Annotated in this window: 19 protein-coding genes; 10 read left to right on the forward strand and 9 right to left on the reverse strand. The window is 64.0% G+C overall.

Going from position 1 to position 20,551, the window contains the following annotated elements:
* Positions 1 to 104 precede the first annotated feature (104 nt).
* Entirely contained in the window at positions 105 to 452 is a 348-nt protein-coding gene (locus AB7532_RS32040) for a DUF3307 domain-containing protein (protein WP_441239396.1), read from the reverse strand.
* A gap of 429 nt (positions 453 to 881) precedes the next feature.
* Here AB7532_RS32040 and AB7532_RS32045 point away from each other — a divergent pair, with 429 nt between their 5' ends.
* From AB7532_RS32045 to AB7532_RS32060, 4 genes are all read left to right on the forward strand, one after another.
* The gene (locus tag AB7532_RS32045) at positions 882 to 2,330 is read left to right on the forward strand and encodes a TAXI family TRAP transporter solute-binding subunit (protein ID WP_441238655.1); all 1,449 of its coding nucleotides are present in this window, start codon (positions 882 to 884) and stop codon (positions 2,328 to 2,330) included.
* Between the two features lie 118 nt (positions 2,331 to 2,448).
* The gene (locus tag AB7532_RS32050; protein ID WP_441238656.1) at positions 2,449 to 2,667 is read left to right on the forward strand and encodes a hypothetical protein; all 219 of its coding nucleotides are present in this window, start codon (positions 2,449 to 2,451) and stop codon (positions 2,665 to 2,667) included.
* A 95-nt stretch (positions 2,668 to 2,762) separates the two neighbouring features.
* Positions 2,763 to 3,872 (forward strand): cyclic nucleotide-gated ion channel, encoded by a 1,110-nt coding sequence (locus AB7532_RS32055; protein WP_441238657.1) that lies wholly within the window; start codon positions 2,763 to 2,765, stop codon positions 3,870 to 3,872.
* 12 nt (positions 3,873 to 3,884) lie between these two features.
* On the forward strand, positions 3,885 to 4,670 hold the full coding sequence (locus AB7532_RS32060) for an enoyl-CoA hydratase/isomerase family protein (protein WP_441238658.1): 786 nt from the start codon (positions 3,885 to 3,887) through the stop codon (positions 4,668 to 4,670).
* 184 nt (positions 4,671 to 4,854) lie between these two features.
* Here the strand turns inward: AB7532_RS32060 and AB7532_RS32065 are convergent, their stop codons facing one another.
* Entirely contained in the window at positions 4,855 to 5,499 is a 645-nt protein-coding gene (locus AB7532_RS32065; RefSeq protein WP_441238659.1) for a glutathione S-transferase family protein, read from the reverse strand.
* Positions 5,500 to 5,583: 84 nt separating this feature from the next.
* Here AB7532_RS32065 and AB7532_RS32070 point away from each other — a divergent pair, with 84 nt between their 5' ends.
* Complete coding sequence (locus tag AB7532_RS32070; protein ID WP_441238660.1) at positions 5,584 to 6,588, forward strand: helix-turn-helix transcriptional regulator; 1,005 nt, start codon at positions 5,584 to 5,586, stop codon at positions 6,586 to 6,588.
* A gap of 137 nt (positions 6,589 to 6,725) precedes the next feature.
* The gene (locus AB7532_RS32075; RefSeq protein ID WP_441238661.1) at positions 6,726 to 6,968 is read left to right on the forward strand and encodes a hypothetical protein; all 243 of its coding nucleotides are present in this window, start codon (positions 6,726 to 6,728) and stop codon (positions 6,966 to 6,968) included.
* A 56-nt stretch (positions 6,969 to 7,024) separates the two neighbouring features.
* Here AB7532_RS32075 and AB7532_RS32080 read toward each other — a convergent pair whose 3' ends face one another.
* The 3 genes from AB7532_RS32080 to AB7532_RS32090 form a co-directional block, all read right to left on the reverse strand.
* Complete coding sequence (locus tag AB7532_RS32080) at positions 7,025 to 7,972, reverse strand: fatty acid desaturase (RefSeq protein ID WP_441239397.1); 948 nt, start codon at positions 7,970 to 7,972, stop codon at positions 7,025 to 7,027.
* A 15-nt stretch (positions 7,973 to 7,987) separates the two neighbouring features.
* Positions 7,988 to 9,004 carry an alpha/beta fold hydrolase gene (locus tag AB7532_RS32085; RefSeq protein WP_441238662.1) on the reverse strand — a complete coding sequence of 339 codons (1,017 nt, stop codon included), beginning with the start codon at positions 9,002 to 9,004 and terminating at the stop codon, positions 7,988 to 7,990.
* 148 nt (positions 9,005 to 9,152) lie between these two features.
* Entirely contained in the window at positions 9,153 to 9,956 is an 804-nt protein-coding gene (locus tag AB7532_RS32090; RefSeq protein WP_441238663.1) for an MBL fold metallo-hydrolase, read from the reverse strand.
* 194 nt (positions 9,957 to 10,150) lie between these two features.
* Between AB7532_RS32090 and AB7532_RS32095 the strand changes: the two genes are divergently transcribed.
* Both AB7532_RS32095 and AB7532_RS32100 read left to right on the forward strand, forming a co-directional pair.
* On the forward strand, positions 10,151 to 11,347 hold the full coding sequence (locus AB7532_RS32095; protein WP_441238664.1) for an MFS transporter: 1,197 nt from the start codon (positions 10,151 to 10,153) through the stop codon (positions 11,345 to 11,347).
* Positions 11,311 to 12,483, forward strand: coding sequence for an AraC family transcriptional regulator (locus tag AB7532_RS32100; RefSeq protein WP_441238665.1), 1,173 nt, complete (start codon positions 11,311 to 11,313; stop codon positions 12,481 to 12,483). Before AB7532_RS32095 ends, AB7532_RS32100 begins: the two co-directional genes overlap by 37 nt.
* Here AB7532_RS32100 and AB7532_RS32105 read toward each other — a convergent pair.
* The 3 genes from AB7532_RS32105 to AB7532_RS32115 form a co-directional block, all read right to left on the reverse strand.
* Entirely contained in the window at positions 12,480 to 13,487 is a 1,008-nt protein-coding gene (locus tag AB7532_RS32105; RefSeq protein WP_441238666.1) for a zinc-dependent alcohol dehydrogenase family protein, read from the reverse strand. The genes AB7532_RS32100 and AB7532_RS32105 overlap by 4 nt on opposite strands.
* A gap of 13 nt (positions 13,488 to 13,500) precedes the next feature.
* Positions 13,501 to 15,114: an acyl-CoA synthetase gene (locus AB7532_RS32110; protein ID WP_441238667.1), complete on the reverse strand. Its 1,614-nt coding sequence runs from the start codon at positions 15,112 to 15,114 to the stop codon at positions 13,501 to 13,503.
* 68 nt (positions 15,115 to 15,182) lie between these two features.
* Entirely contained in the window at positions 15,183 to 15,950 is a 768-nt protein-coding gene (locus AB7532_RS32115; protein ID WP_441238668.1) for a FadR/GntR family transcriptional regulator, read from the reverse strand.
* A gap of 166 nt (positions 15,951 to 16,116) precedes the next feature.
* Between AB7532_RS32115 and AB7532_RS32120 the strand changes: the two genes are divergently transcribed.
* Positions 16,117 to 17,322, forward strand: a complete 1,206-nt coding sequence (locus AB7532_RS32120) for an ABC transporter substrate-binding protein (RefSeq protein ID WP_441238669.1) — start codon at positions 16,117 to 16,119, stop codon at positions 17,320 to 17,322.
* A gap of 168 nt (positions 17,323 to 17,490) precedes the next feature.
* On the opposite strand, the gene AB7532_RS32125 is transcribed toward AB7532_RS32120, so the two are convergent.
* The gene (locus tag AB7532_RS32125; RefSeq protein WP_441238670.1) at positions 17,491 to 18,435 is read right to left on the reverse strand and encodes a helix-turn-helix domain-containing protein; all 945 of its coding nucleotides are present in this window, start codon (positions 18,433 to 18,435) and stop codon (positions 17,491 to 17,493) included.
* A gap of 209 nt (positions 18,436 to 18,644) precedes the next feature.
* Between AB7532_RS32125 and AB7532_RS32130 the strand changes: the two genes are divergently transcribed.
* Complete coding sequence (locus AB7532_RS32130; protein ID WP_441238671.1) at positions 18,645 to 20,525, forward strand: AMP-binding protein; 1,881 nt, start codon at positions 18,645 to 18,647, stop codon at positions 20,523 to 20,525.
* Positions 20,526 to 20,551 lie beyond the last annotated feature (26 nt).

Here is a 20,551-nt window from a genome sequence, read left to right on the forward strand (position 1 = left end):
AGGATGAGGACTGCCTCTGCTGAAAGACTCTATCCCCTCATGGTGAGGAGGCGCGAAGCGCCGTCTCGAACCATGCAGGCCCAACAGCCAGCCGAGAGCCAGCCTCAGTTCGCCGCCATGAAAATGGAGAGACCAAACCCGGTCAGATGGTGCAGCGCCTGGTCGACGCCGATCAGGGTCCAGAACCAGGGATGCTGGAGGTCGACACCGAAATTGGCGGAGACCAGCCCCTTGGCGCGATCGATGGTGATGTGGATCACGAAATCGATGAACGCCACGAACCAGAATTTGGGCGCCACGATCAGGATCAAGGGCAGCGCAACCGCAAGGTGAATCAGGCAATGCACCAGGAGCGGCAACGCCCAGCCGTGCTTCTGGTCCTTGCCTTGTGCCATCCAGGCGGTCTGGAGAACGAAATCGGCGATGATGTGCTTGAAGGTTAGCAGCAGCATCCAGCCAATGAGCGCTTCAACCGGAATCGCCGATGACATGGGTGGAAACGACAAAGCTGACGCCCTCATTGACGTGACATGAAAAATCGGAGCGTTCAGCGCAACTTCTTCTTGGACCGGTCAAATCGCCGGGACGTGTGATTTATGACATCTCCCGCGGCGGAATGCAGCCGGGGGGAACCGGAAAATCGCCAACTGTGGCTAACTGGTGATAGGATGACCAATCGCCGCGCCGGAATGAGGTAAGGTTACCTCCGGCTCGAATTTTGCATTCCGGTGTCGGCGCGCTATCATTGTCGGCAGAGAATATCGTTCTTTTTTCAGACGTTTAGGAATTGCAGGGCGCCTGCCGCGATCACCTTCGCGAGCCGCCCGTCACCCAGGACCTTGGGCCAGGGTGCTGCCATGAGTACTGACACGGGTACTGACATGAGTACTGAAGGCCCCACATCATCACCATCAGAGCCGCCGCCACGGCGCCCCAAGGTGATCAAGACCAATCAGCAGCAGGTCTTTCTCTACGTCGTGCTGACCCTGCTGCTGTCGCTCGCCACCGTCTGGGGCGGTCGTGCCCTGGTGCACAATTCGGAGACGCTCACCTTCGCGGTCGGCGCCCCCAACAGCGATGAGGCGCTGTTCGCGGCCAAGCTCGCCGCCGTGCTGAAGAACAACGCCTCGCGCTTCCGCATCAAGGTCGTCAACAACCCCGATAACGCCAAGGCGCTCGCGCAGTTCGACCGCAAGCAGGCCGATCTCGCCGTCCTGCGCACCGACGCCAAGGTGCCGCTCCGCGCGCGCACGCTCGCAATCCTCGAGCACGATCTCGTGCTGCTGCTCGGTCCCGGCAACAAGAAGATCAAATCGCTGGCCGAGCTGAAGAAGAAGAAGGTCGCGGTCGTTGCCGCAAACGACTCTTCGCTCGCCTTCGTGCGCAGCATTCTCGACATCCCCGACGGTCCGGATGCCGCGAAGATGATCCAGATGGCGCCGCAAGGCATGACACTCGACAAGCTGTTTGCGCCGGCGAACGGTTTTGGCGCGGTGATCGCCGTCGTCCACGCCTCGAAGGCGGTACGGGACAAGGGCTATGAGCAGGTCGCCAAGCGCGGCGGCTTCACATTGAATGCGATCGACGAGGCCAAGGCGCTGGCGCGCAGGATTCCCGGCATTTCCAGCGAGACGCTGACGGCAGGCATGCTGTCGGCCTCGCCGGAAATTCCCGACGACGACCTCGACACCATCGGGCTCGAATGGCTGCTGGTGACGCAGTCGAAGATGTCGGCGGCCACGGCGGGCGAGCTCGCGCGCACCGTCTACGAGAACAAGTCCGCGCTCGGCCTCGACAATGGTTTTGCCTCGAGGATCGAGCCGGCCACCGTCGAGAAGGACGCCTATGTGATGGCGCATCAGGGCGCCGCCGACTACATCAACGACGACACCAAGTCGTTCATGGATAAGTACAGCGACCTGATGTATCTGGGCGCCGCCGCGCTCAGTGTCATCGGCTCGATCTTCGCCGCGATCTACGCCAAGATCACCCGCATCGCGCCGGAGAAGGCCGGCGAGCTTTCGACCGCCGTCCTCGACATCGGTGAACGCATCGAGCACGCCCATTCGCTCGATCAGCTCGAATGTCTCCAGGACGAATTGGAGGGCATTCTGCGCGGCGCCGTCATCGGCCTCAGGGACGGCACGATCAGTACCGACGGGCTCGACACCTTCAAGCTCGGCTACGAGTTCGTCCGCGACGAGGTCGGCATGCGCCGTGACTATCTCAAGCGCCATTGCGGCGAGGTCGAGAAGCCCGTCCAGGATACGGCTCCGCCACAGCACGACGAGAGCAAGATCGTCGTGGTGAAGACGGCTCAGAGTGCCTGACCTTTCGATTCCCCGTCGTTTAGCGGCACCTTCCCGATATTTCCCGCGAATCAGTACGTGAATTCGGAACCTTCCCGCATGCAACCGTTTGTTCCCCGATACAACCGGAGAACGCACCATGCGTACACTCCTCATCATACTGCTTCTGGGAATGCTGGTTGCGGCTGGTTATTTCGCTTATTCGGCAATGTCGATTGAAGGCGAGCCTCTCCCCGCGGAAGGCTATTTGGCGCTGGCCCTGGGTGCCGGGTTCGCCGTCGTCGTGGGTATCGGCCTGATGATGCTGCTGTTTTTCAGCAGCCGCCGCGGCTACGACGAGCCCCCGCATTTCAGGTAGCCGGCTGCGCCTCGTTGACGACCCATGCCCGGGCGGGCACTTTGGGAACAAGGCCCCTCCCGGGCCACGAAACCAGATCGAGCCCGCCTTCCCGCATGTCCAAGCCGCTGATTCCCGCTCTGGCCCAGTTCGTGGCCGCTACGGCCGGCCGCAACATGACCAAGGCGGCTTACGTGGCTGTGACCGTTGGCGTGCTCAGCATGGTGCTGCTGACGGTCAATCCGGCCTATGAGACGGCGCATCGCTGGGTCGATGCCCTGCTGGGAGCCTGCCTCGTCTATTTCGTGTTCGAATGGGTGGTCAGGCTACGCCACATGGCGGGAACGGGGCGCCTGCCGCTCTACATGTCCTCCTCCGCCGGCATCGTCGATGCGGCCGGCGCGCTGGCCGTGCCGATCGCGCTGCTGCTCGGCGTCGAGCCGAAAACGGCCTGGCTGCTCAGCGTGCTCTGGGTGTTGAAGGTGGTGCCGGGCATTCCGGGCCTGCGGCAGCTGCGCCGTGTGCTGGTGCTGGAATCGGGACCGCTGGTCAGCGTGCTCGTGATCTTCCTGATGGTGGTCTTCCTCGCCTCCGTGGCCGAATATTTTCTCGAACGGGACGTGCAGCCTCAGACCTTCGGCAGCGTGCCGGCCGCGCTGTGGTGGGCGGTCGCGACCTTGACGACGACGGGCTATGGCGATGTCGTGCCGGTGACGCCGCTCGGGCGCATGGTCGCGGCGATGGTGATGATCTCGGGCCTCGGCGTGTTCGGGCTCTGGACCGGTATCCTGGCGACCGGATTCGCGGCCGAGACAAGGCGCGACAATTTCCTCAAGACCTGGGAAGCCGTCAGCAAGGTGCCGTTCTTCGCAGCGCTCGGGCCCGCCGCCATCGCCGACGTCACCCACATGCTGCGAACCATGGAGCTGCCGGCGCGCACCATGATCATCCGCAAGGGTGCGCAGGGCGACTGCATGTATTTCATCGCCGCCGGCGAGGTCGAGGTCGACCTGCCCGGCAAGAAGGTACAGCTCGGCGAAGGCGCCTTCTTCGGCGAGATGGCACTGCTCGGCAACAATCTGCGCGGCGCCAATGTCTCGACCACGAAAGTGTCGCGGCTGCTGGTGCTCGACCTCGTCGACTTCCGCGTGCTGATGGCGCGGCATCCGGATCTCGCCGAGACCATCGATGCGGAAGCCAAACGCCGCACGCTCGAAAACAAGTAAATGGAGACAAGAATGTCGGACATCACCGACGCGGCATCCAGCCCCGTGCTCGAAATCACCGGCGCCCGCGCCACCATCCGCCTCAACCGGCCGAAGCATCTCAACAGGCTTCAGGCAGAGGATCTCGGCGAACTCGTCAAACTGTTCGATCGGATCGAAGCCGACCCGGCGATTCGCGTGCTGGTGCTGACGGGCACCGGGCGCGCCTTCTCGGCAGGCTACGACCTCAATTCGGTGGCCGAGCGGGCAGTGAGCGCCAACGAGCAGCAGAGCGCGGGCTCCGCGTTCGAGGTGGTCGTCAATCGGCTGGAGGATCTGGGCGTACCGACGATCTGCCGGCTCAATGGCGGTGTCTATGGCGGTTCGACCGATCTCGCGCTTGCCTGCGATTTCCGCATCGGCGTCGAAACCGCCGAGATGTTCATGCCCGCGGCGCGGCTCGGGCTGCATTATTACCGGAGCGGCATCAAACGCTACGTGACGCGGCTCGGCGTCGACAACGCAAAGAAGCTGTTCCTGACCGCACAGAAGATCAGCGCGCCCGAGATGCTGCGGATCGGCTATCTCACTGCGATGGTGCCGGTGGAGCTGCTGGACGAAGAGGTCGACAAGCTCGCAGGCATCCTCGCCGGCAACGCGCCGCAGGCGATGGCCGGTATGAAGCGCGCCATCAACGAATTCGCCCGCGGCGAGCTCGATGAGCTGGCTGCCGACCAGCGCCACCGCGACAGCATGCGCGGTGACGAGATCAAGGAAGGCATCAAGGCGTTCGGGGAGAAGAGAGCGCCACGGTTTTGAGGGTGCCTCACACTCCGCTGTCGTCCCGGACAAGCGAAGCGCAGATCCGGGACCCATAACCACAGGCGAACTTGTTGCGCAGAAGCGTCACTCCGAATTCCCGTAACCACATCTTCCTGTGGTTATGGGTCCCGGGTTCGCGCTTTGCGCGCCCCGGGACGACAGCGGAGATTGAGGCGGCAACTCAGCTGCCAATAGCCGCCGCATGCTGCGCGGCCATCTCATCATCCGCCGCATTGATGCGCTGGAACGCTGGCCGCGAGGTCATGCGTTCGGCATAGCGCACAAAAACATCCTTCTTCGGCACGATACCGAACATCATCGTCCAGCTGAACGCAACACCCCACAAGATATCCGCCGCCGTCATGCGCTCGCCGAGCAGATACGGCCCCTTCGACAATTGCGTCTCGAGCGCGCCCAGCATGGTGTCGTAATCGGCATAGGGCGATTGCGTGATCGGCGCCGGCTCGCGCTGCATGAACTTGTCGATCAGGGCCGGTTCGAACGACGAGCCGTAATAGGCGATCCAGCGCAGATAAGGACCGCGCAACGGATCGTTCAGCGCGGGTGTCAGCCCCGCCTGCGGAAACAGGTCGGCAAGATAGATGGTGATGGCGACCTGCTCGGTCACGAGCTCTCCGCGCTGGTGGATCGCCGGCACCTTGCCGAGCGGATTGATGGCGAGAAAAGCGTCCTGGCGCTGCTCGCCGGCCTTCATGTTGAGGACATGGAGATCATAGGGCGCGCCGAGCTCCTCCAGCAGCACCCGCGTGCCGGTGGCGCGCGTCTGGGGCGAATAATACAGGGTGATGCGGTTCGGGTCGGTCATGGCTTGTCTCCATCTGGCCTGCTGGCGATGGTGGTTGTAGCGGACCATACCTGACATCCTGTGTCAGGTATGGTTTAAGAGATCATGCGCGCGAGCCGGATGATGTCGATCCTCACCACCCTCCAGGCCAGGGGGCAGGTCACCGCGCCTGAATTGGCCGAGGCCTGCGAGGTCTCGGTGCGCACGATCTATCGCGACATCGACGCGCTCGCGGCCTCCGGCGTTCCTGTTTACGCCGATCGCGGCGCGGAGGGCGGCTATCGCCTGCTCGACGGCTATCGCGTGCGGTTGAACGGACTGTCGCAGAGCGAAGCAGGCGCACTGTTTCTGGCCGGACTGCCGGGCCCCGCCGCGGCGCTCGGCCTCGATGCGGCAATGATCGCCGCGCAGAACAAGCTGATGGCCGCGCTGCCTGCGAACTTGCGCGAAGAGGCCGGACGGATGCAGGAACGCTTTCACTTGGATGCACCGGGCTGGTTCGGCGAGGCGGAGGAGCCAAAGCATCTGCGCACCATCGCCGGCGCGGCGCTGCGCGGGACGCTGATCAAGATCCGCTATCAGAGCTGGCGCGCGGAAAAGCAGCGCCGCGTCGCTCCGCTCGGCCTCGTGCTGAAGGGCGGCAGCTGGTACCTCGCAGGCCAGGTCGACGGCAGCGTGCGCACCTATCGCATCGCGCGCGTGCTCGACTGCACCACGCTCGAGCATCGCTTCGACCGTCCCGCCGCGTTCGATCTCGCCGCCTACTGGCAGGCCGCGACGCTGCGCCTCGAAGCCGAGATGCATCCCAATGTCGCGGTCGTCCGGCTGTCGCCGTTCGGCGTCAAACTGCTGGATGCGTTGAGCCAGCCTTACGTCAGGGCGCGCACGCTGCTTGAGGACACCGTCGATGCGGATGGATGGCGCATCGCGAGGGTGCCGACCGGGAAGACCTCATGGCATGCCGCGTCCGAATTGCTGCGGCTCGGGTCCGAGGCCGAAGTGCTGGAGCCCGCTGACTTGCGCGAGAAGATGGCGGAGATGACTGAGGCGATCGCTGCGCGTTATCGCGCACCGTTGCAGGCCGCAAAGCGGGTGGCGCAGAAAGCCTGAACTCGGGCACTACGCCGCAGCCCACGAAACAGTCCTGAAACACGATTCTCCTGATCCCCTGTGAACGCGTTCGCATCTCAGCCCGACCGAAGATGCAGGGACACAACAACGGCTTCCCGCCACACTGGAGAATGAAAATGTTTCGTAAGCTTGCTCTTGGTCTGATCGCTGCCGGCTCGCTCGGCGTCGCCGCTCTCGCGCCCACCGCGGCGTCGGCCGGCGGCTTCTATCCTCATCATCACTGGAATCACGGCTGGGGCTACGGCGGCGGCATCTACCTCAACACCGGCGTCAGCAACTGCTACCAGGAACGTCTCGTCCGGACCCGTCACGGCATGCGTGTTCGCGTCGTGAATGTCTGCGCCTACGGGATCTACTGATACCAGGCGTCCTCGACAAAGCTCCGGCCGCGCTGCGGCCGGAGTTTTGCGTTGAGTTAACCAATCTGCCGATGCCGGCGAAACCAGGCCCAGGTCTCGCGCGTCGTCCTGATGTAGCCACGGCCGCGATAGACGATCTCGCCGTCGACGATCTCGTTCAGCTTCGGCAGCGCGTGAAACGGGATCGAGGGATAGGCGTGGTGCTCGACATGGTAGGGCATGTTCCACGCGAACCATTTGACCACCGCACCGGTATAGGTGGTGCGGGTGTTCTGGAACGCGCTGCGGGTCTGCTCGCAGCCGGTATGCTCGGCATAAAGATAGGGTCGCAGGAAGAACTGCCCGATGATCAAGGGCACGATCCAGACCCAGAGCAGCAGCGCCGAGGCGAACCACAGCGACAGCGCGAGCAACAGCGCATAGACCGCGACATAGGTGCGCGCCTCGGTGACGATGGTGGCGCGCTTGGTCTCGGGAATCCAGGGCACGACGACCTTGCCGGTGACGGCATGGCCGAGCATCAGCCGGAGTCGTCCGGCGACCTGGAGCAGCCCGCTATAGGCGATCGCGAGTTGCGTATCGGTTACAGGCTTCACACCGACGATCAACTCCGGGTCCTTGTCGGGATCCTGGGTGTAGCGGTGATGATCCCAGTGAAACAGGCAATAATATTCGTACGGCAATCCGATGATGAAGCCCGAGAGATAGCCGACTGCGAGGTTGAGGCCCCGGCTTTTGAAAGCCGTCTTGTGCGCGGTCTCGTGCACCGCCATGAACAGGAAGGCGACGAGATAGCCCTGCGCCGCCATCAGCGGCAGCGCCCAGAGCACGCCATGGCGGGACGTCACTATCCCAATCAGCGCGCCAACCAATACGATCATGCCGTAATGGCCGAAACTTTGCGCCGCGCCCCTGAGGTTCGAGCGCACCGACAATTCGCGCAGCATGGCGGGGCTCAGTGGCTTCAGGCGGTGGCCGGACTCTGAAACGGTCGCGTCAGTCATCATGGAATGCCTGCCTTACTTGCTGAGAAGCGCCGCCACTTCGGCCTTGAGGAAGGCCGCGTCGCGCGGATTGTTGACGGGATTGCCGGCGCGATGGCCATGCAGCGACGGGATCGGATGCAGCACGGCCGATGTCGCGTTGACCAGCCGGGGAAGTTCGTCCTCGTTGTCGCGGACGTCGAAATAACGGTCGGTGGCGCCGGGCATCAGCAGCATATGCGCCTTGATGGCGCCGAGCGCGCGGTCGAGATCGCCGCCGAAAGCATCGCAGCGGCTGATGTCGCCGCGCTGCCATATACCGGCCTGCGCCAGCAGATCGTTGGCATCACGACGCGCAAACGTCGTGTCCCAGACGCCGACGAGATAATCCTCCAGCGAGCTGAAGCCCGCTTCGCGCCAGAGTTCGTCGCGATAGAAGCCGTGCGACATCGCCCAGCCGGCATAGACGCGGCCCATGGCGCGATAACCGGCAACGGGCTTTTCGACGAAGCGGCCGTCGCGGAAGGCCGGATCGCCTGTGAGAGCTGCCTTCACGCTTTCGAGGAAGACATGGTTGTAAGGCGCGCATCGCGCGCTGCCGCAGACCACGGCGGCCCGCGCGACCATATCGGGATGCAGCGCCGCCCAGTGATAGGTCTGCATGCCGCCCATCGACCAGCCATAGACCAGCGCGAGCTTTGTGATGCCGAAGCGTTCGGTGAGCAACCGGTGCTGAACCGCAACGGCATCGTGATAGCTGACTTGCGGGAATGGCACGCCGGAGTTGGACGGCGAGGACGACAGGCCATTGCCGAACAGGTTCGGAATGACGATGAAGTAACGTGTGGGATCGAGCACGCCATCAGGCCCGATCAGCCATTCGGTGTCGAAGTGCTGCGCGCTGAAGGAGGTCGGATAGAGGATGACGTTGTCTTTGGCCGGGCTCAGCGTGCCGTAGGTCTGGTAGGCCAGCTTCATCGCCGGGAAGACGGCACCCGACTGAAGCGTGACGTCGCCAGCCTCGAAGATCTCGTAGTCGCGCTGCCCCGTCATCCGTCCAACTCCGCTCGCGGCCACAGAACGCGCCCGCCGCAGCAACGATGCATCGTTCGTGCCGGACCAGCAAACGCATCGTTGCGCCGCGCCTAATAACTGTACATATAGTACATTTAATAATTCAAGGCAACGGGAATTCTGCCTGTCAGGCGATGGCCGCGATGTATCGCTCGACCGACGCCGCGAACGCAGCCTTGGCGCCGGTGGCGATGTTGCGGCCCCACCAGGCGCCGTAGATGCGATCGAAGGCGAGCGGCTGCACGGCAGCCGCGATCCGCCGCACCGCGGCTGCATTGAGCGGCATGTAGTTCGGATAGGAATACATGAAGCTGAGGAAGCGGCGATCCATCGTCACCTGCGCGATGTCGCCCGTGAGCAGCGCGCCCTTGCCATCCGCACCGCGCGCATGATGCAGCATGGTGGCGCCTGCGAAATGGCCACCGGTGCGCAACAACGTCACATCGTCCGAGATGCGCTGCTGATCGCCGCTCCAGTGCACGATCGAGGCGTGCGGCCGCGTCACCCACTGGCGATCGTCGGCATGCAGAAAGACCGGCACGTCGCCGAACGCCTCGCTCCAGTCGGCGAGCGCGCCATAGTAATGCGGGTGCGAGATCGCGATCGCCTTCAATCCGCCGAGCGAGCGCACATGCGCGATCGCCTCCGGCGTCGCCAACGGAATGCAGTCCCACATCACGCATCCCCCGCCATCGGGGACCAGCAACGCACGCTGGCCGATGGCGAAGCCTGGCTCAAGCGCGATGCCGGCGAGGCCGAGATCGTCGCGCCAGACAAGGCGATGGCGCTCCGCCAGCACCTCGCGCGTGAGGAACGTCTGCCCCTTCCAGTTCACATATTGTCGCTCGTCCTCGCAGATCGGGCACGCGGCGGGCGGATTTGCGCCGTCCGGAAATTGCGCACCGCAGGTTTCGCAGGTCCAGAGAGGCATGGTCGTGATCCTGAAGGCAGAACGGGGACACCATGACGGCATCGCGGTCCTCCAATCGCAAGTCCGGAGGAACCATCATGATGAGCGCATGTTACTTTCCGGTCCGCTCCGGCGCCAGTTGGCCGGTCATGTCAGCCCGTCTTGTCAGCCCTGCTCGCACGAGACCAATCAGCCGGCCGTCGTTCAGCGTCTCGATGACATCGCGCTCCCCGTCCCGCATCTGGCCCCTTTACGCCGTCAACTTCTTCATGGCCGACATGCAGTCGGGCATCGGGCCGTTCGTCGGCGTGTTCCTTCAGGAGCGCGGCTGGGCAACCGGACTGATCGGCACGGCGCTGACGATCGGCAATGTCGCCGGCATGCTGGTGACGACGCCGATCGGCGGCTTCATCGATTCCAGCCGTAACAAGCGGCTCTGGGTCGTCATTCCCGGCATCTGCGTCGTGCTTGCGTCTGCGATCATCCTGATCTCGCAGAATTTCTGGGCGGTGACGTTCTCGCAGGTCGCGCAATCGCTGGCGAGCGCCGCGATCGTGCCGGCGGTCACGGGCATCACCCTCGGTATCGCCAAGCAAAAGGGCTTCAATGCGCTGAACGGGCGCAACCAGGCCTTCAACCACGCGGGCAACATGGTCGGCGCGGCGCTGTCGGGCTACCTCGGCTACAAATACGGCTATGTCTCCGTGTTCATCCTGGCGGCCGTGTTCGGCGCCATCGCGATCGCCTGCGTGCTGATGATCCCCGCCAACTCTATCGACGATCGCCAGGCCCGCGGCGGCAAGGAGGACGAGAGCAAGAACCCGCCGGAAGGCATGTCCGTCCTGCTCAAGCACAAGCCGCTGCTGGTGCTGGCGCTCGCGCTCGCCCTCTTCCATCTCGGCAATGCCGCGATCGTCCCGCTCTATGGCCTTGCGGCGGTGGCCGAGGGACAGGCCAATGGCCCGAGCTTCGTTGCGACCACCGTCGTCATTGCGCAGGGCGTGATGGTCGTGACGTCGCTGGTCGCCATGCAGGTCGCGGGCAAGCGCAACTACTGGCCGGTGATCCTGGTGTCCTTCATGTTTCTGCCGATCCGCGGCGTGCTCGCGTTCTTCGTCACGGGATGGTGGGGTGTGATTCCGATGCAGGTGCTCGATGGTATCGGCACCGGCATTCAAACGGTCGCCGTGCCGGGCATGATCGCGCGCTCGCTCGACGGCACCGGCCGCATCAATCTCGGCCAGGGCGCCGTCATCACCGTGCAGGGCATCGGCGCCAGCCTGAGCCCCGCGCTCGGCGGCTGGATCACCCAGTGGATCGGCTACGGCCCGACCTTCCTGCTGCTCGGCGGCTTCGGACTCGCATCGATAGCGCTATGGCTGGCCTTCGGCGCGGTCGTGAAGAAGTATTGAGGCAGGCAACCGCTCGGACGGCGCCGCACGAACTGCCCCTGATATCCGGCTGCGGCACCTGGTCACGGTCTCTGTGCGCCGTCGCGAGTGGTTTATCACGCAATTCCGCGCTTTTGCCGTTGCGGGGCATCGGCCTCGCGATACAACCTGCCGGAAATCGCCAACACACCCGTGCTTCCCGATCGATGACCCAGCCTCAACTCTCATTCGACGGCGACCCGAACGGCCTGGCCTACCAACGATGGCGCGAGCAATTTTGCCGTCAGGTGGCGAATGTCGATTTCGTTCCGGTTGGAGAAGGCCGGGTTCACCGGACCATTTCGCCGGCCGTCCTTCCCCGCCTCAGGCTCTCGGCCTCGTTTGGCACGCCGATGTCTTTCGTATCGCTGGGGACGAACGATGAATTGGTGATCACGATGTCGCCCAATTCGGCGTTGAGCGGGGCGATGGGAAAACGCCCGCTGGAGATCGCGGCCGGCGATATCACGATCGGCGATCCCTCGATCAAGGGCGCCTGCATCACCCAGACGGCGCACGGCAATTTCCAGACCGCCCTGCTGCCGCGCAAGGCGCTGCTGCGGGCATGCCCGAACGCCGAGGATATGATTGCGCAGTCGATTTCGGGCGCCAATCCGATCTCGTCGATGTTCTTGCGGTATTACGACCTCGCGCATGCCTACGCTGACAAGCTCGGGCCCGCGGAGCTGGACGCCGTCTCGCAGCATCTGTTCGATCTCGCCGTGCTGATGATCGGAGCGCGCGGCGATGTCGCCGAGGAGGCCCGGATGCGCGGCCTTGCGGCGGCGCGTCTCGAAACCCTCAAATCCGACATCCTGGCGCAGCTGGACGACCCCGCGCTGTCGCTCACCGTGCTGTCGGCGGCGCACCGGGTTAGTCCGCGCACCATCCAGCTGCTGTTCGAGCAGGCCGGTATCACCTATAGCGGCTTCGTGTTGGAGCAGCGGCTGCTGCGCGCGGAACGGCTGCTTCGAAATCCGAACCTGCGCACGCGCAAGATCATCGAGATCGCGCATCTCGCCGGGTTTCACGACGTCTCCTACTTCCATCGCGCGTTCCGCCGCCGCTTCGGACGGACACCGGACGACGTCAGGAAGCTTTCCAACGAGCCAAACTAGGCAAACTCCACAACGATCTTGCCGAAATGACCGCCCTGCTGCATGAGCCGCAGCGCATCGGGCACGGCGTCGAAGCCGAACACGCGGTCGATCACGGGCTTCATCGCGTTGCGCCCGATTGCAGCCGTCATTCCCTCGAACATCCGACGGCTGCCGACGGAGAGGCCGATGACGTGCAAATTCTTGGAGAACAGGCTCGGGATCGCGATCTGCTGCGAGAAGCCCGAGAGCACGCCGATCACCAGAATGGTGCCGCCGACGCGCGCCGCTTCGAGCGATTGCGAGAACGTATCCTTGCCGCCAACCTCGACGACATGGTCGACACCGCCGCCGGTCCACTCGGCTGCGGCCTTGCCCCATTCCGGCACTGAGCGGTAGTTGATGGTGTGGTCCGCGCCGAGCGCCCTGGCGCGTTCGAGCTTCTCGTCGCTCGACGAGGTCACGATCACGCTTGCGCCGGCGAGCTTTGCAAATTGCAGTGCGAAGATCGACACGCCGCCGGTGCCCTGCACCAGCACGGTGTCGCCGGGCTGCACTCTTGCCTCTTCGAACAACGCGCGCCACGCCGTGAGCCCGGCGCAGGGCAACGTCGCCGCTTCCTGGAAGGACAAATGCGACGGGATCCGGCTGACGCCCTCGGCGTCGAGCACCATCGTCTCCTGCAGCACGCCCGGCCGCGTGCCGCCGAGCGCGTAACGGCGACTGGTTGCCGAGACCTTCCCGTCGATCCAGGACTGGAAGAACATCGGACAGACGCGATCGCCGACCGCAACGCGGGTCACGCCGCCGCCGACAGCGATCACCTCGCCCGCACCATCGGAGAACGGAATCAGCGGCAGTCTGGTGACGCCGCCCTTGCCCTGGATCGTCAGCAGGTCGCGAAAATTCAGCGACGCCGCCGTCATCCGCACCGCGACCTGGCCCGGTCCCGCCACGGGCTCGGGCAGATCGGCCAGCTCCATCCCCTCGATCGACCAGTCGCGCGCAACCTGCCAGGCTTTCATGGCGATCGCCCGGTCAGGTGCCAAAACTCTTCTGAACCGCCTTGTCGAGCGTCTCACCGCCGACGAAGCGCTGGCGCAGCTCGCGCTTGAGCAGCTTGCCGCTCGGATTCTTCGGCAGGGCATCGACGAAGATCACACGCTTGGGCACCTTGAAATGCGCCATCTGGCCGGCGCAATGCTTGATGACGGAATCCTCGTCCAGCTTCTCGCCGGTCTTGACCACGACGATCGCGGTCACCGCCTCGATCCAGCGCGGATCGGGCAGGCCGACCACGGCAACTTCCGACACGGCGGGAATGCGGTAGACCATCTCCTCGACCTCGCGGCTCGCGACATTCTCGCCGCCGGTCTTGATCATGTCCTTGACGCGATCGACCACGGTGATGTGGCCCTCGTCATCGACGGTGGCGAGATCGCCGGAGTGAAACCAGCCCCCGGTGAACGCCGCTGCGGTCTTGACGGGATCGTTGTAATAGCCGGACAGCAGATGCGGCGAACGGTGCACGATCTCGCCAACCTCGCCGACCTTCACGTCCTCCATCGCCGTGTTGACCACGCGGGTCTCGACATTGAGGACGGGCTTGCCGGCCGAGCCGGCCTTGCGCAGCTGGTCCTCGGGCCGCAGCACGGTCGCCAGCGGCGCGATCTCGGTCTGGCCGTAGAAATTCCAGAACTTGACATTCGGCAAGCGGCGCTGGAGTTCAAGCAAGACCTCCACCGGCATGATCGAGGCGCCGTAATAGCCCTTCTGAAGCGTCGACAGATCGGTCTTGTCGAAATTCGGCGAGCGCAGCATCGCGATCCAGATCGTCGGCGGCGCGAAGAAGGAGGTGATCTTGTGGGCCTGGATCAGCGCCAGAATGTTGTCGGCGGTCGGCTTGCCCGTGATGACGCCGGAGGCGCCGAGATAGATTTGCGGCCCCAGGAAGACGTCGAGCTGGGCGCAATGATAGAGCGGCAGTGCATGCAAAAACTTGTCGTCCACGCTCATGCCGCCGTCGATGACGCAGCTGACATACTGCCACATCACCGCCTCATGGGTGAGCATCGCGCCCTTGGGCAGGGATTCCGTGCCGCTGGTGTAGACGATCTGCGCGAGGTCGCGGCTGTCGACCGACGCCTCCAGGTACGAGCCGTCGGCATCCAGCAGATCGTCGAAGGTGGTGAGGCCTGCGGGTGCCGTGACGGGATCCTCGCCCGGCAGCCAGATCATCTTTTCGACCGCGCAATCCCTGGCGCTGGCCGCACGCGCGGGCTCGACGAAGTCAGGCCCCGTCGCGAGCAGCTTTGCGCCGGAGCTCTTCAGGATGAAGTTGATCTCGTCCGGATTCAGCATGAAGTTGATCGGCACCAGCACGGCACCGATCCGCGCCAGCGCGAAGCGCAGAGCGGCGAAGGCGTGCGAATTGCGCGAGAGCACGGCGAGACGATCGCCCTTCTTTACGCCGAGGCCAAGCAGGCCGCGACCAAGCCGGTTGCAGATCGCATCCATCTCCGCGAAGCTCCAGCTGACATTGCCGCAGCTCACCGCCAGCTTGTTCGGCTCGCGGCCTGCGGAGCGGCGCAGGAGGTCGCCGATGGAATGCTCGCGCGCTTTCGAGATGGTGGCAGCCAGGTCGCCGGTCATGTGTCCCTCCGTGTGATGTCTTGGTCTTGTTCGACTTTTTGTTTGAAATCTTGCGTCTTGCGCGGCGGCTATCTGTGCCGGGCCGCCTGCGCGTGCTCCATGTACATGTGCTCGACGGACCGATCGAGTGAGGCGATCTTTTCGAAGCCACGGCGCCAGTCCTGCAGATGGCGGCGCGTCCACAGCACACCGGCCTCGCGGTCGCGGCCGCGGATGGCCTCGATGAGATGGCGATGCGCGGCAACGAGGCGCGGGCCGCCTTCGGCCACGCCGGTCACGATCATCTCGGTGGTCGGATAGAACAGCTGCGCCGCCGGCTCGCGCGCGAGCTGAAGCACACGGTTCTGCGAGGCCTTTGCGACCAGCACGTGGAATTCAGCGTCGCATTCCGCCAGCGCCGCGGGATCACCAACCACGGCTTCGCTGCGCAGGAGATTGTCATCGAGCTCGGCGAGGTTCTCTTCGGTCGCCCGCTCCACCGCGCCTTCGATGCCCGCCACCTCCAGCGTCATCGAGGCCTCATAGAGCTCGCGAAACGTCACCTCATGCAACACCAGCGCGCGGCTGAGCCGGCTCGTCAGCTTGCTGTAGCGCGGCAAGCAGGCGTGCAGACGGCGCGAGGAATCGCGGCTGATCAGCCCGCCCTCCTCCAGCACGCGAATGCCTTCGCGAATGGTCGAGCGATTGACGCCGAACTGGCGGACGAGGTCGTGCTCGGTGCCGATGGGATCGCCCGGCTTGATGCGGCCGTTGACGATCTCACGCTCGATGGCATCGGCGACTTTCTGATAGGCCGGCGCGACATCGATCGGACGGAAGAGCGGCGCGAGGGGCAAGATAACTCCTAAATGGCGATTGTCCGACAAACTATAGGAGCGACCCGAGAGCGCGTCAAACTGCGTCATTCATGCCGCATACGCAGCAAATTGACTCCTTCGGAACCCCGCTCTAACTTTGTCGGACAAAGGGACAGCATAGTCCCACCCAAGAGGAAACGTATCCATGAGACCTATCGCAGCACTCGTGTCTGCCGCCGGCTTGCTGTCGGCTGCCCTGACCGTCCCGGCCTCTGCCCAGCAGACCCCGCTCAAGATCGGCGTGCTCTCCGACTTCTCCTCGGTCTATTCCGACATCGGCGGCCAGGGGAACGTCGAGGCCACCAGGATGGCGATCGAGGATTTCGGCGGACAGATGTTCGGCAAGCCGATCGAGATGATGGCGGCCGACGTGCTCAACAAGCCCGACGTCGCCTCCACCATCGCCCGCAAATGGTGGGAGACCGAGGGCGTCGACATGATCATCGACCTGCCGACCTCAGCCACCGCGCTCGCGGTGATGGAGCTGTCGAAGCAGTATGAGAAGATCATGATCGTGACGGATGCGGCAAGCTCCGACATCACCGGAAAGTCCTGCTCGCCCTACACGGCGCACTGGACCTACGACACCTATGCCAACGCCCGCACCGTCGGCGGCGCCATCGTCAAGAACGGCGGCGACAGCTGGTTCTTCCTCACCGCCGACTACGTGTTCGGCCATTCGGTCGAGCGCGACACCGGCGATGTCGTCAAGGCCGCCGGCGGCAAGGTGCTCGGCAGCGTCAAGCATCCGCTCAACACCGCTGATTTCTCGTCCTTCCTGCTCCAGGCCCAGGCCTCCAAAGCCAAGATCATCGGGCTTGCCAATGGCGGCGGCGACACCATCAACGCGATCAAGCAGGCCGGCGAGTTCGGCATCGTCGCGGGCGGGCAGAACCTGGCTGCAATCGTGATGTTCATCTCCGACGTGCACAGCCTGGGGCTGAAGCTCGCGCAAGGCCTGATCATCACCGAGGCCTATTATTGGGACCTCAACGACAAGACCCGCGCCTTCGGCAAGCGTTTTCAGGAGCGCATCAAGCGGATGCCGACCATGAACCAGGCCGCGACCTATAGCGCGACACTGCACTACCTGAAGGCAGTGCAGGCCGCTGGCACCAGGGATACCAAGACCGTGATGGCGAAGATGCGCGAGCTGCCGGTCAAGGATGCCTTCACCGACAACGGCGTGCTGCGCGAGGACGGCCGCATGGTGCACAGCATGTACTTGTTCCAGGTCAAGAAGCCCGAGGAATCCAAGGGTCCGTGGGACTATTACAAGCTGCTCGCCGAAGTCCCCGCCGACCAGGCGTTCCGTCCGCTGAAGGATGGCGGCTGCCCGCTGGTGAAGTAACTCCCCGCGGCCATCCTTCGAGACGCCCGCCTTTGGCGGGCCCTCAGGATGAGGGCGGAGTATGTGGCAGCCGATTCAACGGACACCGCTGCAACGAAGCCTCATCCTGAGGAGACCGCGAAGCGGTCGTCTCGAAGGACGAGGCGCCCGCTCCGGCACATCAGACCTCTAGCGCCGCCGCAAGTCGGACGGGCTGTGGCCGAACTTTCTGCGAAACACCGTGCTGAAATAGGACGAGCTGCTGAAGCCAAGCTGATAGGCGACTTCGGTGATCGACAGCGACCGCAGCTCCGGGCGCGTCAACACGTCGTAACAGCGCTGCAAACGGCGATCCAGAATCCATTCGGACACCGAGACATCGGTGAGCCGGAAGAGATAATGCAGATGCCTGAGCGACACGCCATTGCTTTTGGCAATCTTCTCCAGCGACAGATCCGCGTCGGTGAGGTGTGCCTCGATCCAGGCCTTGACCGAGCGCAGCCGGGCCTGCGCCGCACTCGCATCCTCCGAAAATTCGTCCCGCTCGCCCATGTCGAGCGCGAGCGCCAGCACGTCCATCAGCTCACCACCGAGCCGGGTCCTTGCGGCCTCGTCCAGCGCAGCGCCTTCCGCGGCAAGCGTCGCGCAGAACTCGGCGGCGATCCGTCCCAGGCCGCGGCTCGTTGCCATGGTCGTGACCACAGGCAGACGCCCCTGGCTGAAGCGCGCCGAAAATTCCGTACGAGGGATTTCGAGATAGAGCGATCGCACCCTGCCGATGCATTCGAGGTCATAGGCCTCGGAGGCCGAAAAGATCGCGCTGACGCCGGGGTTCGACAGCAGGGTCTGGCTAGCCTGGAGCACGTTGACCCGGCCCTGCTGGACGAATTCGACGTAGTAGCAATCCTTGTCGAGCTTTGCGATGTGCCGCTCGCGGCGCGAGATGCGCTGCTCGGACAGGAGAACGTCCGTCATCGTAACCGCGCCGAACCGCGCCTCGCGGATGAAGCCGTGATAGTCGGAGCGCTCTTCGGCATTCACGTCGACATGGACGTAGACATCGCAGATCGCGCCCTGCCATGCGGCGTAGCGCTTGGACGGCTCCAGATCGTCTGTCGAGAATACCAGGTTCATCGCGCGCCCATTCGTTGCACGGCCATGATGAACGTCGTTTGTGCGTCGCACAAGCAGGCCGGGCAACGAGATTCTAGATCGCCGCCGCCTACACGCAAGACCGGTTTGCGCGGAGAAGCAAAAGCTTTGCGCTCCGGAGCAAGCCGCGTTCCGGCGTGTGGCCTATGAAGAACAAAAAACGGTCAATGCGATAGGCGGGAAACGTTCGCTTGCAGCCCATCACCACGCGGTTTACCCGGCCTGTCAAAACCATCGCTGACATCGAGGCGCTGGAGCAGTGCCCTTACGATTCCCTCGTTCCCGCTCGCAATCTCCACGACCTGTTCGAGGTCACCGCGCACCTGCATCCCGATCGGCCTGCGCTGACGGTTCTGACAAAGGGCTCGCGCGTATCAGGCGATGTGACGCTGACGCACCGGCAATTGCTCGCAGAGATCACGCGTGCGGCCAATCTGTTCAGGTCGCACGGGATCGGCGCGAGCGGCGGCACGGTCGCATTTCTCTGCCCGATCCTGCCGCCGCTGTTTGCGGCCTTGCTCGGCGCGCAGGTCGCGGGCGTCGCCAGCTCGATCAATTATCTCCTGAACGAAGATGCCATTGCCGATCTGATCGAGGCGCAGAATGCGACGGTGCTGGTGGTTGCGTCCGAGGCAGCCGATCGCGCGCTCTGGGCCAAGGCGATCAACGTCGTAAAGCGCGTCCCGTCACTCAAGACGATCTTCGTGATCGGAGCAAAGGCTCCTCTGCCTGGAGGATTTCTAAACTTCGACGAGGCGATCGCGGCAACGCGCGATACGCTCGACTTCCAACCTTCGGCGGATCGCGACGCGATTTGCGCCCTCTTCCACACCGGCGGAACGACCGGGCGGCCGAAGCTCGTCCGCCTCACCCATGGCAACCAGATCCATGCGGCCTGGAGCTTTGCCCAGGTTCATGGACTGGATGAGTTGGATGCCGCCGTGAACGGCTTTCCGCTGTTTCACGTCGGCGGCACCATGACTCTCGGTCTGTCGATTCTCGCAGCCGGCGGCCATGTGATCATTCCGTCGCCCTACAGCCTCCGTAGTCCGGATGCGATCCGCGACTATTGGCACACCGTGGAACGCTTCGGTGCGACCATCGTCAGCGGCGTGCCGACATCGATCGCTGCGCTTGCCGAAGTGCCGATCGGCGCTTCCGACGTCAGCAGCGTTCGCATGGCGCTGACCGGCGGAGCCGTGGCGCCAAAAGCCGTCAGCGAGAGGTTTCAGGCACGCACCGGGATCACGCTGTTCGAGACCTACGGCATGACGGAAACCGCAGCCGCAATCGCGTTCAATCCCGGCCGCGGCGAGCCCCTGCAGGGCAGCGTCGGCTTCAGGGCGCCGTTTGCGCAGACAAGGATCGTCGCGCTCGATGATCCCGAGCTCAAAACGGAATGTCCGCCTCTCACCAGTGGCCTGGTTCTCGCCAGGGGACCGCAGGTGTTTCCCGGCTATCTCGATTCCCTCCACAACAAGGGCGTGCTCACCGACGACCATTGGGTCGTCACCGGCGACGTCGGCTATCTCACGGCGGATCAGCGGCTCGTGTTGACCGGGCGCGAGAAGGACCTGATCGTGCGCAGCGGTCACAACATCGACCCCGCCGCCATCGAGGACGTCGCCAATGCCTTCCCCGGCGTGCAGATGAGCTCGGCCGTCGGCATGCCCGACGCCTATGCCGGCGAAGTGCCCATTCTCTTCGTGGTGCTGTCGCCGGGGCAGACCATCGACCTCGCACAGCTCCGCGAGCATCTCGAGCGCAACGTCAACGAGCCGCCCGCGCGGCCGAAGCGCGTCGTTTTGCTCGAAGCGCTCCCGGTCACCGCGGTCGGCAAGATCTTCAAGCCCACGCTCCGCGACCTCGCCGTTCAGGAGAAGGTCAGGAGCGAGATCGACCGCATCTTCGGTCCTGATATTGCGGCGGACATTCGCGTCGACAAGGACGCCAGGCTGAACACGCTTGTCCACATCTCCGTGGACTCCAACGATCAGGATCGCGCGAAGGCTCTTACAGAAAGCTTGACGCCGCTCCCGCAGACCTATCGCATAGAAACCCGACCGTCGTAGCGGCCCGCGAGAGGCCGGCGTCGAAG

This window comes from Bradyrhizobium sp. 930_D9_N1_4 (assembly GCF_052076015.1).
Lineage (GTDB): Bacteria > Pseudomonadota > Alphaproteobacteria > Rhizobiales > Xanthobacteraceae > Bradyrhizobium.